Genomic DNA, 13097 nt, shown 5'->3' with positions numbered 1-13097 from the left:
GGCGCCATGGAAATTGATGTCCTTATCGAAGATGACCGTTGGTCGGATGAACTGGTGGTGCTGGCCGAACGGGCCTGCACCGCGGCTCTGTCGCATCTAAAGGTGCCTGAGGGCGCAGAGATGTGCGTCATGGGGTGCAATGATGCGCGCATTGCCGAGCTGAACGCCGAGTTCCGCGAAAAGGACAAGGCCACGAATGTTCTGTCATGGCCCGCCACCGATCTGGCCGCCGAAACCGACGGTGACATGCCCGATGTGCCCGAACCCGATTTACCCGATATGCCGATTGAACTGGGCGATATCGCGATTTCCTATGACACTTGCATGGCCGAAGCCGGCCAGCAGGGTAAGGAATTCGCAAATCATGTCGTTCATCTATTGGTACACGGGACGCTGCATTTGTTGGGTTTTGACCACATTCGGCCACAAGATGGCGATCTGATGGAACGTCTTGAGACAGAAATACTTGCAACATTGGGTATTGCTGACCCATATGAATGACGGACAGCTTGGTCCAGTTTTAACGGTAAGGAACGATGGGCGCAGAGACCGACGGGTCGTCTAGTGCGGCGCAGAGCGCGCCAAACTATGAAAACGAGACTCAGCCTGGTTTGATCGGGCGACTTTGGGGGGCCTTTAAGGCTCCGGATGATCCCCAAGGGGATGAGGAACGGCACAGTGACCCGGAACCGGGTGCGGCCTTGAACGGAACGCCGTTGCCGGGACTTGGCAATTTGCGCCGGATGCGGGTCGAGGATGTCGCCCTGCCCAAGGTCGAAATCGTCGCCGTCCCCGCAGATATTTCCAAGGACGATCTGGTTGCCGTCTTCCGCGAAAGCGGGATGTCGCGCCTGCCTGTCTACGAGGGCACGTTGGACACGCCGATTGGCATGATCCACCTCAAGGATTTCGCGCTGCAATTCGGGTTGAACGGCGGCTCGGCAGAATTCGCGATTGAACCGCTTTTGCGCCCGCTACTCTATGCGCCGCCGTCGATGCCGATTGGCGTTCTGCTGCAGAAAATGCAGACCGAGCGGATGCATATGGCCCTTGTGATCGACGAATACGGCGGTGTGGACGGGTTGCTGACCATTGAGGATCTGATCGAACAGGTCATCGGTGAGATCGAGGACGAACACGATGTGGCCGAAGGCCGGTTCTGGTCCGTGGAAAAGCCCGGTTGCTATCTGGCACAGGCCAAGACCCCGCTGGATGAGTTCGAAACCGAGATTGGTCAAAAGCTGGTCGAGGAAGAGGACGAAGAGGAAATCGATACGCTGGGCGGGTTGGTGTTCATGCTGACCGGTCGCGTACCGGTGCGCGGTGAGGTGGTTCAGCACGACGGCGGGGTTGAGTTCGAGATCGTCGATGCCGATCCGCGCCGGATCAAGCGTATCCGCGTCCGCGTCCCCGAAGCCGCACAAGGCTAGCGAAAGGTCCCACTGATGATCCTCGGCACGGCACTGGCGCGAATGCAAACCGCGGCGCGCTGGCGCATGGGGATCGCGGTGGTGGCGGGGGCGGTTGCCGCCCTTGGCCAAGCGCCGTTTGATTTCTGGTGGGCGACGATTGCGGGGATGGCGGTGTTGCTGGCCGTCGCTGCACAGGTCGTGGGACCGTGGCGCGTGGCGTTCACCCTGTGGGCGGGCGGCGCGGGCTATTTCGCAGGATCGCTGACGTGGATTGTCGAACCTTTTCTGGTGGATGTGGCGCGACACGGGTGGATGGCACCCTTTGCCCTGATCTTTCTGGCGGCTGGGCTGGCCTTGTTCTGGGGGCTGGCGGGATATGTCACCGCGCGTGTGGTGCGCGATGGCGGTGCACGGCGGTTGGCCCTGTTGATCCTGATGCTGTCGTTGATGGAACTGGCGCGGGGTTATGTGTTTACGGGATTCCCGTGGGCGTCGCTTGGCCATGTCTGGGTCGAAACGCCGGTTGCGCAATGGGCGGCCCTTGGCGGGGTGCCGTTCCTGAGCCTGATGTTGATGGGCCTGTCCGGTCTGATCGCGCTGGGCAACTGGCGCGCGTGGATCGGCGCGGTGGCGATGGTCGCGGTTCTGTGGGGCGGGGGCCTTTGGCGGCTAAACACGCCCATGGTCGCTGGCGACACCACGGTGCGCCTGTTGCAACCCAACGCCCCGCAGCACGAAAAATGGCGCCGCGATATGATCCCCGTGTTCTATCAGCGCCTGCTGGATTTCACCGCCGCCGAGGAACCCGCTGCGCCCGACCTGATCGTCTGGCCCGAGACATCGGTGGCCTATCTGTTGAACGATGCGGGGCCGTTGCTGGGCGAGATTGCCGAGGCCGCAAACGGGGCCGAGGTGGTATTGGGCGGTCTGCGCCGCGATGAGACGGGTCTTTATAATTCCGCAGCATTGTTGGGGCAGGGCGGTAGGATCACCACGGTCTATGACAAGCACCACCTTGTCCCCTTTGGCGAATACATCCCCTTTGCCGATCTGGCGGCGCGATTTGGCCTTTATGGTCTGGCGGCCAGCGGGGCGGGTTTTGCCTCGGGGCCCGGGGCCGAGGTGATCCGCCTGCGCAACGGTCAGCCGGTTCTGCCTCTGATTTGCTATGAGGCCGTGTTCCCCCAAGACATCCGCGCCGCCGACACGCGGCCCGCGTGGATTTTGCAGATCACCAACGACGCGTGGTTCGGCGGGTTTTCCGGCCCCTATCAACATCTGGCACAGGCGCGTCTGCGCGCGATCGAAAACGGGCTGTCGGTGTTGCGGTCCGCGAACACGGGCGTTTCGGCGGTGATTGATCCCCTTGGCCAGATACAGGCGTCGCGTCCTCTGAACACGGCGGGCTATATCCAATCGACAGTTCCGCAGGCTCTTTCGCCTACACCCTATGCAATGGCGGGCGATTGGCCGTTATTAGGTCTGATACTTGTCCTCACTGGCTTTTGTGCGTGGATGCGGCGCAATCGTGCGTTGACCTAGGCCGTGAGGCGTCCTATTTCGGCGCAACATACCGGCACAACGGCTTCCTGGCGTGTCGGTGAAACCTAATGGAGCACTTCCCATGTCCCGTACTGACTACCTGTTTACTTCGGAATCCGTTTCCGAGGGACACCCCGATAAAGTGTGCGACCGTATTTCGGACGCTGTTCTGGACGCGTTTCTGGCCGAGGACCCGTATTCGCGGGTGGCTTGTGAAACCTTTGCCACCACCAACCGCGTCGTCATCGGCGGTGAGGTGCGCGGCCCCCAATCCGTGATTGACCGCGTCGAGGACATCGCGCGCAACTGTGTGCGCGACATCGGGTATGAACAGGACGGGTTCCATTGGTCCAACATGGCCGTGGACAACTATCTGCACGAGCAATCCGCGCATATCGCCCAAGGCGTTGACGCGGGTGAGCAGAAAGAAGAAGGCGCAGGGGATCAGGGGATCATGTTCGGCTATGCCGTGGATGAGACCGACGCGCTGATGCCCGCCCCGATCCAGTACGCCCATGCGATCCTGCGCCGTCTGGCCGAGGTCCGTAAGTCGGGCGCCGAGCCGGAACTGGAACCGGATGCGAAGTCCCAGTTGACCGTGCGCTATGAAAACGGTCGTCCCGTTGGCGTGACCTCCATCGTGCTGTCGCACCAGCACCGGTCTGAGGACCTGAGCGCCGATCAGATGCGCGAGATCGTCGCCCCCTATATCACCGAGGTTCTGCCCGAGGGCTGGATCACGCCGGACACCGAATGGTGGGTGAACCCGACGGGCAAGTTCGTAATCGGCGGCCCCGATGGCGATGCAGGCCTGACAGGGCGCAAGATCATCGTGGATACGTATGGCGGTGCCGCGCCCCATGGTGGCGGCGCGTTTTCGGGCAAAGACCCGACCAAGGTGGACCGCTCGGCCGCCTATGCCGCGCGTTATCTGGCGAAGAACGTAGTCGCCTCTGGGTTGGCCAAACGCTGCACCATTCAACTTTCTTATGCGATCGGGGTTGCCAAACCTCTGTCGATTTACGCAGATACATATGGAACAGGTCAGGTGGATGAGGCGCAGATCGAACGCGCCATCGCCTCGGTCATGGATTTGACCCCCCGCGGCATCCGCGAGCACCTGCAGTTGAACAAGCCCGTGTTCCAACGCACGGCGGCCTATGGCCACTTTGGCCGCGCACCCGACGCGGATGGCGGGTTCAGCTGGGAACAAACGGATCTGGTCGAGGCCTTGAAAAAGGCCGTGTAACAAAGGCGGTATTATATGGGTTTAGGGATCGCGCTTGCCTGTGGGTTTTTCTGCACCACCGCGCAGATGTACGAAGACGCAGTTGCGCGCGCGACGCCTGAACCCTCCCGCTTTCGGGTCGACGGGACGGCCCTGATCTATGACGAGAACCTTGTTCAGGGGGACACCGAGATTGAGTGGGCCGATGTCGAGGATCTGCGCGAAAACCTGAAGACCCACAAGCAGATCACCGCGGTCCATCTGACCAGTGGCGGGGGGTATTATTACCCCGCGCTGGAAATGGCGCGCATCATTTCGGATTATGAACTGGACACCCATGTGGTGGACTACTGTGAAAGCAGTTGCACCGTCGTCATGGCCGCGGGCGTCAATCGCACGATGGAGCGCGGCGGCAAGGTCGGCTTTCACCAGTATTACTGGGGTGCCGACGGGATTGAGGGCTATTACGAAGACAACCAAGAGAGCAAGGACTGGGAAAGCCCGTTCGATCTGGCCGAGTGGTTGTATGATGACACCCAACAAGAGGTCTATGAACGCCTGACCCATTTCCTGTCCCATGGGATCAAGGCCGAGTTCGCCATCGAAACCATCCGCAATCGCGGCGATGATTTGTGGTATCCCACGCGTGAAGAATTGCGCGCGGGCAACATGCTGACCGAATAGAACCATGGACAACGGGGGCCTTGTCGCCTAGGACGCGCGCCGAAGAGAGCAAGGAGCAACAGCCATGGCCGAGAACACCACCCCCGAACGCGGATGGCGGAATTTCTATGGGCGTCGCCATGGCAAGACCCTGCGCGACAGTCAGCGCGAGTATCTGGACGCCGATCTGGCCGAACTGGCGCCCCCCGGTGTGACATGGACCGAAAACCCTGAACGCACGCCGATGGATCTGGACGCGCTGTTCGGCGGGCGGCCTGCGTGGTTGGAGATCGGCTTTGGCGGGGGCGAGCACATGGTGCATCAGGCCTCGCAAAACCCCGATGTCGGCATCATCGGGTGTGAGCCGTTCATCAACGGGGTTGCGATGTTGCTGGGCAAAATCCGCAAGGCCGAGGTCAGCAATGTCGCTGTGCATCCAGGTGATGTGCGCGATATGTTCGACGTCCTGCCCGATGCGAGCATTGAGCGCGCGTTTCTGCTCTATCCCGATCCGTGGCCGAAAAAGCGCCACCACCGCCGCCGGTTCGTCACGCCCGAACACCTAGAGCCGCTGGCGCGGGTTCTGAAGCCCGGTGCGATTTTCCGCGTGGCGACGGATATTGAGGATTACGTGCGTCAGACCTTGGAACAGGTGCCGCGGCACGGGTTTGAGTGGCTGGCCGAGGGGCCCGAGGATTGGCGCACCCCGTGGGCCGATTGGTATTCCACGCGGTACGAGCAAAAGGCCCTGCGCGAGGGGCGGGTGCCGCATTACCTGACCTTCCGGCGGGTGGCGGATTGAAATCCTGCCGTCCGTGCGTGTGTCGGTCGTGGGATTTTGAGTATTTAAGCCAAGCTGAAGATGTGGGCGCTATCAAATCGTAGTGGACCCTGCGGGGGAGTTTCGATACTCCTTCGCGCGACTGTATTTTGATGGATGGGGGAAGCATGTCCGGCCACGGTGATCCAATTCCGATGAGCGCGCAGAAATCTGGGCCGCTGACAGGTGTGGCCGAGGTGCCCGGGGACAAGTCGATCAGCCATCGCGCGTTGTTGTTCGGGGCGATGGCCGTGGGCGAGACGCGGATTTCCGGTTTGCTGGAAGGGCAGGATGTGCTGGACACGGCCAAGGCGATGCGCGCCTTTGGGGCCAAGGTGACCCATGTCGGTCCGGGCGAATGGCGCGTTGAGGGCGTTGGCGTTGGCGGGTTCCAAGAGCCCGAGGATGTGATCGATTGCGGCAACTCGGGGACGGGTGTGCGGTTGATTATGGGCGCGATGGCGACATCCCCGATCGTTGCGACATTTACCGGTGATGCATCGTTGCGCGGGCGTCCGATGGGGCGGGTGACCGATCCCATCGCGCTGTTCGGGGCGCAATCCGTGGGCCGCGAAGGGGGCCGTTTGCCGATGACCATCGTTGGGGCGGCGCAGGCCGTTCCGGTACGATACGTTGTGCCGATGCCGTCGGCGCAGGTGAAATCGGCGGTGTTGCTGGCCGGTTTGAACGCGCCGGGCGAGACCGTTGTCATCGAGAAAGAGGCGACCCGCGATCACACCGAACGGATGCTGGCCGGTTTTGGTGCCGATATCCGTGTTGAAGAGACCGATGAGGGACGCGTGATCACCTTGGTCGGCCAGCCCGAGTTGAAGCCGCAGACCATCGTTGTGCCGCGCGATCCGTCGTCCGCCGCCTTTCCGGTCTGTGCGGCGTTGATCACCGAAGGCTCGGACGTTTTGGTGCCGGGCATCGGGTTGAACCCCACGCGATCCGGTTTGTTCACGACCCTGCGCGAGATGGGTGCTAATCTGGACTATGAGAACATGCGCGAAGAGGGTGGCGAACCCGTGGCCGATCTGCGCGCGCGTTATTCGCCGGATATGGTGGGCATTGCTGTGCCGCCGGAACGTGCACCCAGCATGATCGACGAATACCCGATCCTGTCGGTCGTGGCCTCCTATGCCAAAGGGGCCACCGTGATGGACGGTGTCAAAGAGTTGCGCGTTAAGGAAAGTGACCGGATTGATGCGATGGCGCTGGGCCTTGAGGCCTGTGGCGTCACCGTTGAGGAAACCGAGGACAGCTTTACCGTGCATGGCATGGGGCCGGGTGGCGTGCCGGGTGGTGCGACCTGTAAGACGCATCTGGATCATCGGATTGCAATGTCGTTCCTGATTTGCGGGATGGCGTCGCAGAAACCTGTGACCGTGGATGATGCGGGTCCGGTCGTGACGTCTTTCCCGATCTTTGAGCCGCTGATGGAAAAACTGGGCGCGACGTTCCACCGCGAGGACGTATGACGTCGCGCGGCGGGTGTCTGTGCGGCGCGGTCCGGTATGAAACCGAGGGGCCACTGCGCCCCGTGGTCGCCTGTCACTGCACCCAATGTCGCAAGACCAGCGGCCACCATGTCGCCGCGACCTCGACCCCGCGTGATGGGGTGAAGATTGAGGGGCGGGTGCAGTGGTATCAGAGCTCGCCCGAGGCGCGGCGCGGGTTTTGCCCCGTCTGTGGGTCTAACCTGTTCTGGGACGGTCCGGGCAGTGATCTGGCGATCTTTGCGGGTACTCTGGATGCGCCCAGCGGCGTGCGCCTTGAGGGCCATATCTTTTGCGCCGACAAGGGCGATTATTACGATATTGACGACGATCTGCCAAAGGCAGATGGTGATCACCCCGACATTACGACACAGGTATTATGAGCATCGCAGTCGCCATTGATGGCCCCGCCGCCTCGGGCAAGGGAACGATTTCCAAAGCCGTCGCCACCCATTTCGGGTTTGCGCATCTGGATACAGGGTTGCTGTATCGGGCGGTTGGGGCGCGGGTTCTGGACGGGATGGACGCGGTAGAGGCCGCGACGTCGTTGGATTTCACCGATCTTGACCGCGATGACCTACGCACCGGTCCCGTGGCCCAAGCGGCCAGCAAAGTGGCCGCCATCCCCGAGGTCCGCGCGGCCTTGGTCGATTTCCAACGTGCATTTGCACGGCGCGCAGGGGGCGCGGTTCTGGACGGACGCGACATCGGTACGGTGATCTGCCCCGACGCCGAGGTGAAACTCTACGTCACGGCCAGCGATGAGATCCGCGCGCAACGTCGCTATCTGGAACTCTCGTCCAAGGGCCATGACGTGACCCCCGAGAGCGTGCTTGAGGACCTGCGCGAACGCGACCGCCGCGACAGCGAACGCGCGACCGCACCCCTAAAACCCGCCGATGACGCGGTTCTGTTGGACACCACGGACCTGAGCATCGAGGACGCCATTGCAAAGGCCGCCGAGGCCATTCGCGCGCACCTGTAACGCAGGTGAGCGAGAACGCGCGCGGGCCTTGCATAATAGGGATTTGCGCGCTATAGAGCGCCCGTCGATAAGGCGAAAACGCCGCAAAACACTAAAGACGAGCAGGGGTCGGGAATCATCCGGCCCTCTTTGTTTTGCGATAATTTGTCTGCCTGACCAACGTCCGCCCGCGCATGTGGGCACCAACTAAGACCGGCGGAGACAACCGCTCGGCCAGAAAAATCGATTGTAAAGGAAAACGAGACCACATGGCTCAGAACACATCTATGGAAGAATTCGAAGCCCTCTTGGCTGAGAGCTTTGAGATTGACACCCCCTCGGAAGGTTCGGTTGTCAAAGGTAAGGTCATTGCGATTGAAGCAGGCCAAGCCATCATCGACGTAGGCTACAAAATGGAAGGCCGCGTCGATCTGAAAGAATTCGCTAACCCTGGCGAAGCTCCCGAGATCGCAGTTGGCGACGACGTTGAGGTTTTCCTCGACCGCGTTGAAAACGCCCGTGGCGAAGCGGTTATCAGCCGTGACAAAGCCCGCCGCGAAGAAGCTTGGGACCGTCTGGAAAAAGCATACGCCGAAGATCAGCGCGTCGAAGGCGCAATCTTCAGCCGCGTCAAAGGTGGTTTCACCGTCGATCTGGGTGGCGCTGTTGCGTTCCTGCCCGGCTCGCAAGTTGACGTGCGCCCCGTACGTGACGCTGGCCCGCTGATGGGTCTGAAGCAGCCGTTCCAAATCCTGAAAATGGACCGTCGTCGTGGCAACATCGTTGTATCGCGTCGCGCAATCCTCGAAGAGAGCCGCGCCGAACAGCGTGCCGAAGTTATCGGCAACCTGTCCGAAGGTCAGGCTGTTGAGGGTGTGGTCAAGAACATCACCGAATACGGCGCGTTCGTTGATCTGGGCGGCGTTGACGGCCTGCTGCACGTCACCGACATGGCATGGCGCCGTGTGAACCACCCGAACGAGATCCTGAACATCGGCGAAACCGTCAAGGTTCAGGTCATCAAGATCAACAAAGAAACCCACCGCATCAGCCTCGGCATGAAACAGCTGCAGGAAGATCCGTGGGATGCTGTTGGCGCGAAATACCTGCTGAACTCGGTTCACAAAGGTCGCGTTACCAACATCACCGACTACGGCGCATTTGTTGAGCTGGAGCCGGGTGTTGAAGGTCTGGTGCACGTTTCGGAAATGTCGTGGACCAAGAAAAACGTCCACCCCGGCAAGATCGTTTCGACCAGCCAAGAAGTCGACGTCATGGTTCTGGAAATCGACAGCGCCAAGCGTCGCGTTTCGCTGGGCCTGAAACAGACCATGCGCAACCCGTGGGAAGTGTTCGCCGAGAACAACCCCGAGGGCACCGAAGTCGAAGGCGAAGTCAAGAACATCACCGAATTCGGTCTGTTCATTGGTCTGGACAACGACATCGACGGCATGGTTCACCTGTCCGACCTGAGCTGGGATCAGCGCGGCGAGGAAGCTATCCAGAACTACAACAAAGGTGACGTGGTCAAAGCCGTTGTTACCGAAGTTGACGTCGACAAAGAGCGTATCTCGCTGTCGGTCAAAGCTCTGGGCGGCGACTCGTTCTCCGAAGCTGTTGATGGCGTCAAGCGCGGCTCGATCATCACCGTTGAGGTGACCGCGATCGAAGACGGTGGCGTAGAAGTCGAATACGAAGGCATGAAATCGTTCATCCGTCGTTCCGACCTGTCGCGTGACCGTGCCGACCAGCGTCCCGAGCGCTTCCAAGTTGGCGACAAGGTCGACGTTCGCGTCACCAACGTCGACAACAAGACCCGTCGTCTGGGCCTGTCGATCAAAGCACGCGAGATCGCAGAAGAGAAAGAAGCCGTCGAACAGTACGGTTCCTCGGACTCGGGCGCATCGCTGGGCGATATCCTCGGCGCCGCTCTGAAGGGCGACAACTAAGTCATATCGGTCCTAGACCGAGCGAAAGGCCCCGGAGCATTCCGGGGCCTTTTTTCATGCCCGCGTGAGGCGAATCGTTAACTGGGTCCGATCCGTTTTGTCGCCTATGCGACGGTCGAAAGACCCGACAGGGTCTCTGGCATGCGCCGAACGGCGCGGACGCCCGCGAAAATCCCGCCCCAACCGCATAAGTTCCTTGCGTAAAACAGTAAATTTCCGTGCTTTCTGTTTCGCGATGAAAAAAACGCGTTATAGTCAACGCATCGAAGTGCACAAAATAAACCAGCACTGGGCTAGGGGGGCTGTAATTCCATGATCAGATCCGAACTGATTCAGAAAGTCGCCGACGAAAACCCGCATCTGTATCAACGCGATGTTGAACGCATCGTGAACACGATTTTCGAAGAGATTATTGATGCTATGGCCCGTGGGGATCGGGTTGAACTGCGGGGCTTTGGCGCGTTCTCGGTTAAATCGCGTGATGCGCGTACCGGCCGGAATCCGCGCACGGGTGAATCGGTAGAGGTTGAAGCCAAGAGCGTTCCGTTCTTTAAGACGGGTAAGTTGCTGCGCGACCGTCTGAACGGCAAATAACCGGATACCAAATATGTTTCGATACCTGCGATATGCGTTCATGGCCCTGTTGGGGCTTTGCTTGATCATTGTGGCCCTTGCGAACCGCGATACGGTTCTGCTGCGCTTGTTGCCGCAAGAAATCTCGGAATTCGCGGGTGTCTCTTTCACTGTCGAACTGCCGCTGTTTGTGGTGGTGTTCGGTGGGATCATTGCGGGTCTGTTGATCGGCTTTGTCTGGGAATGGCTGCGCGAGGCACGTCACCGCGCCGCCGCCACCCGCGCCAAGCGCGAGGCCAAGTCGCTGGAACGTGAGGTCAAGCGCCTGAAATCCGATAGTGGCGAAGAAGAGGACGACGTCCTTGCCCTGTTGAACGGGACCGGCGACAAGGCCGCCTGAACCCATGCAACACTCAGACATTCGGGTCAAAATCTGTGGCCTGCGCGATGAGGTGGGCCTGAACGCGGCGGTTGAGGCCGGCGCGAACTATGTCGGCTTTGTCTTTTTCCCCAAATCCCCGCGCAATGTGACGGTCGAACAGGCCGCGCATCTGGCCGCGATGGTGCCCCCCGGTGTGGCCAAGGTCGCGCTGACGGTGAACATGGATGACGCGGGGTTGGACGCAATCCTGAACGCCGTTCCGATCGACATCATCCAGTTGCACGGATCGGAAAGCCCCGAGCGTGTGCTCGAGGTCAAGGCGCGCTATGGCCTGCCAGTGATGAAGGCCGTGGGCATCGCGGACGCCTCCGACATGGATCAGATCGACGTCTACGCCCGCGTGGCCGATCAGTTGCTGATCGACGCCAAGCCGCCCAAAGGGGCCGATCTGCCCGGTGGGAACGGGTTGGCGTTTGACTGGCAATTGGTGCGGGACAAGAAATACTGGACCGTGCCGTGGATGCTGGCCGGTGGGTTGACGCCGGAAAACGCGGCCCTTGCGATCCTGCGTACGGGCGCGAAACAGCTGGACCTGTCCTCGGGTGTCGAAAGCGCGCCGGGCGTCAAGGACCCCGCCAAGATCCGCGCTTTCTTTGAGGCGGTGCGATCCGCCGGTTAGGGTGCGAAATTCTGGCGCGTTCGGGCCCCATTGCCTTGTCGGCCCCCCATCGCTGAGCTACACCCTTTGGCAACGCTAGGGAGCACCGCGATGAACGATCTGTTTAACTCTTTCATGACCGGGCCTGATGAAAAGGGCCGGTTCGGCGATTTCGGTGGCCGCTTTGTCAGCGAGACGCTGATGCCTCTGATCCTCGAGCTTGAGGCCCAGTACGAGCACGCCAAAACGGATGCCAGTTTCTGGTCGGAAATGGATTTCCTGTGGAAGCATTACGTCGGTCGTCCGTCGCCCCTGTATCATGCCGAACGCCTCAGCGAACGCCTTGGCGGGGCCAAGGTGTATTTCAAGCGGGATGAGCTGAACCACACCGGCGCGCACAAGATCAACAACGTGCTGGGCCAGATCATTCTGGCGCGCCGCATGGGCAAAACCCGCATCATCGCCGAAACCGGCGCGGGTCAGCATGGCGTGGCGACGGCGACGGTCTGTGCGAAATTCGGTCTGAAATGCGTGGTCTATATGGGCGCGCATGACGTTGAACGTCAGGCCCCGAACGTGTTCCGTATGCGTCTGTTGGGTGCCGAGGTTGTGCCGGTGACGTCGGGTCGTGGCACGCTGAAGGACGCAATGAACGACGCGCTGCGCGATTGGGTGACCAATGTGCGCGACACGTTCTACTGCATCGGCACCGTGGCCGGTCCGCACCCGTACCCCGCGATGGTGCGCGATTTCCAAGCCATCATCGGCAAAGAGGCCAAAGAGCAGATGCTTGAGGCCGAAGGTCGTCTGCCCGACGCGCTGGTCGCGGCGATTGGCGGTGGCTCGAACGCGATGGGCCTGTTCTATCCGTTCCTCGACGACAAGGACGTGCGCATCATCGGGGTTGAGGCCGGCGGCAAAGGCGTCAACGAAAAGATGGAGCACTGTGCCTCCCTGACCGGCGGCCGTCCGGGGGTTTTGCACGGCAACCGCACCTATCTGTTGCAGGACGACGATGGTCAGATCCTTGAAGGGTTCTCGATCTCGGCCGGCCTGGATTATCCGGGGATCGGGCCCGAGCACGCATGGCTGCACGACACGGGGCGTGCGGAATATGTGTCGATCACCGACAAAGAGGCGCTGGCCGCGTTTCAGGTCTGCTGTGAGTCCGAGGGCATTATTCCCGCGCTGGAACCCAGCCACGCTCTTGCGCATGTGTTGAAGATCGCACCGGAATTGCCCAAGGATTACATCATCTGCATGAACATGTGTGGCCGTGGCGACAAGGACATCTTTACCGTCGCGCGCCATCTGGGCTTTGACATGGGGGTCGAGGCCTAAGCGCCGACACCACCGTTTGCCGAGATTTCACGGGCGTCCCATTGGGGCGCCCGTTTTGCGTGCGCG

At 60.8% G+C, this 13097-nt stretch carries 14 protein-coding genes and 1 riboswitch; all 14 genes read left to right on the top strand.

Annotation, left to right across the window (positions count from 1 at the left end; translation table 11 throughout):
- Positions 1 to 6: 6 nt before the first annotated feature.
- Positions 7 to 501: an rRNA maturation RNase YbeY gene (ybeY, locus tag R1W00_RS10505; RefSeq protein WP_317262692.1), complete on the top strand. Its 495-nt coding sequence runs from the start codon at positions 7 to 9 to the stop codon at positions 499 to 501.
- Positions 502 to 536: 35 nt separating this feature from the next.
- Positions 537 to 1430 carry a transporter associated domain-containing protein gene (locus tag R1W00_RS10500; RefSeq protein ID WP_317262691.1) on the top strand — a complete coding sequence of 298 codons (894 nt, stop codon included), beginning with the start codon at positions 537 to 539 and terminating at the stop codon, positions 1428 to 1430.
- A gap of 15 nt (positions 1431 to 1445) precedes the next feature.
- Complete coding sequence (lnt, locus tag R1W00_RS10495) at positions 1446 to 2954, top strand: apolipoprotein N-acyltransferase (protein WP_317262690.1); 1509 nt, start codon at positions 1446 to 1448, stop codon at positions 2952 to 2954.
- A 28-nt stretch (positions 2955 to 2982) separates the two neighbouring features.
- Positions 2983 to 3030: riboswitch (SAM-SAH riboswitch) on the top strand.
- A 6-nt stretch (positions 3031 to 3036) separates the two neighbouring features.
- On the top strand, positions 3037 to 4203 hold the full coding sequence (gene metK, locus R1W00_RS10490; RefSeq protein WP_317262689.1) for a methionine adenosyltransferase: 1167 nt from the start codon (positions 3037 to 3039) through the stop codon (positions 4201 to 4203).
- Between the two features lie 15 nt (positions 4204 to 4218).
- The gene (locus R1W00_RS10485; RefSeq protein ID WP_317262688.1) at positions 4219 to 4866 is read left to right on the top strand and encodes a hypothetical protein; all 648 of its coding nucleotides are present in this window, start codon (positions 4219 to 4221) and stop codon (positions 4864 to 4866) included.
- Between the two features lie 64 nt (positions 4867 to 4930).
- On the top strand, positions 4931 to 5647 hold the full coding sequence (trmB, locus tag R1W00_RS10480) for a tRNA (guanosine(46)-N7)-methyltransferase TrmB (RefSeq protein ID WP_317262687.1): 717 nt from the start codon (positions 4931 to 4933) through the stop codon (positions 5645 to 5647).
- 146 nt (positions 5648 to 5793) lie between these two features.
- Complete coding sequence (gene aroA / locus R1W00_RS10475) at positions 5794 to 7146, top strand: 3-phosphoshikimate 1-carboxyvinyltransferase (protein ID WP_317262686.1); 1353 nt, start codon at positions 5794 to 5796, stop codon at positions 7144 to 7146.
- The gene (locus R1W00_RS10470; protein ID WP_317262685.1) at positions 7143 to 7547 is read left to right on the top strand and encodes a GFA family protein; all 405 of its coding nucleotides are present in this window, start codon (positions 7143 to 7145) and stop codon (positions 7545 to 7547) included. Before aroA ends, R1W00_RS10470 begins: the two co-directional genes overlap by 4 nt.
- On the top strand, positions 7544 to 8149 hold the full coding sequence (gene cmk, locus R1W00_RS10465) for a (d)CMP kinase (protein ID WP_317262684.1): 606 nt from the start codon (positions 7544 to 7546) through the stop codon (positions 8147 to 8149). The genes R1W00_RS10470 and cmk overlap by 4 nt, the downstream gene beginning before the upstream one ends.
- A gap of 248 nt (positions 8150 to 8397) precedes the next feature.
- Entirely contained in the window at positions 8398 to 10077 is a 1680-nt protein-coding gene (gene rpsA / locus R1W00_RS10460; RefSeq protein ID WP_317262683.1) for a 30S ribosomal protein S1, read from the top strand.
- 312 nt (positions 10078 to 10389) lie between these two features.
- On the top strand, positions 10390 to 10671 hold the full coding sequence (gene ihfB, locus R1W00_RS10455) for an integration host factor subunit beta (protein WP_317262682.1): 282 nt from the start codon (positions 10390 to 10392) through the stop codon (positions 10669 to 10671).
- A 13-nt stretch (positions 10672 to 10684) separates the two neighbouring features.
- Positions 10685 to 11050, top strand: a complete 366-nt coding sequence (locus R1W00_RS10450; protein ID WP_317262681.1) for a lipopolysaccharide assembly protein LapA domain-containing protein — start codon at positions 10685 to 10687, stop codon at positions 11048 to 11050.
- Between the two features lie 4 nt (positions 11051 to 11054).
- Positions 11055 to 11711, top strand: coding sequence for a phosphoribosylanthranilate isomerase (locus tag R1W00_RS10445; protein ID WP_317262680.1), 657 nt, complete (start codon positions 11055 to 11057; stop codon positions 11709 to 11711).
- Between the two features lie 90 nt (positions 11712 to 11801).
- A complete protein-coding gene (trpB, locus tag R1W00_RS10440; RefSeq protein ID WP_317262679.1) occupies positions 11802 to 13031 on the top strand; it encodes a tryptophan synthase subunit beta in 1230 nt (409 codons plus the stop codon).
- The last annotated feature ends 66 nt before the right edge of the window (positions 13032 to 13097 follow it).

This window comes from Rhodovulum sp. FJ3, from assembly GCF_032918305.1.
Classification (GTDB): domain Bacteria; phylum Pseudomonadota; class Alphaproteobacteria; order Rhodobacterales; family Rhodobacteraceae; genus SAT37.
The sequence above is the reverse complement of the archived record's forward strand: the minus strand, read 5'-3'. Positions and strand labels throughout refer to the sequence as shown.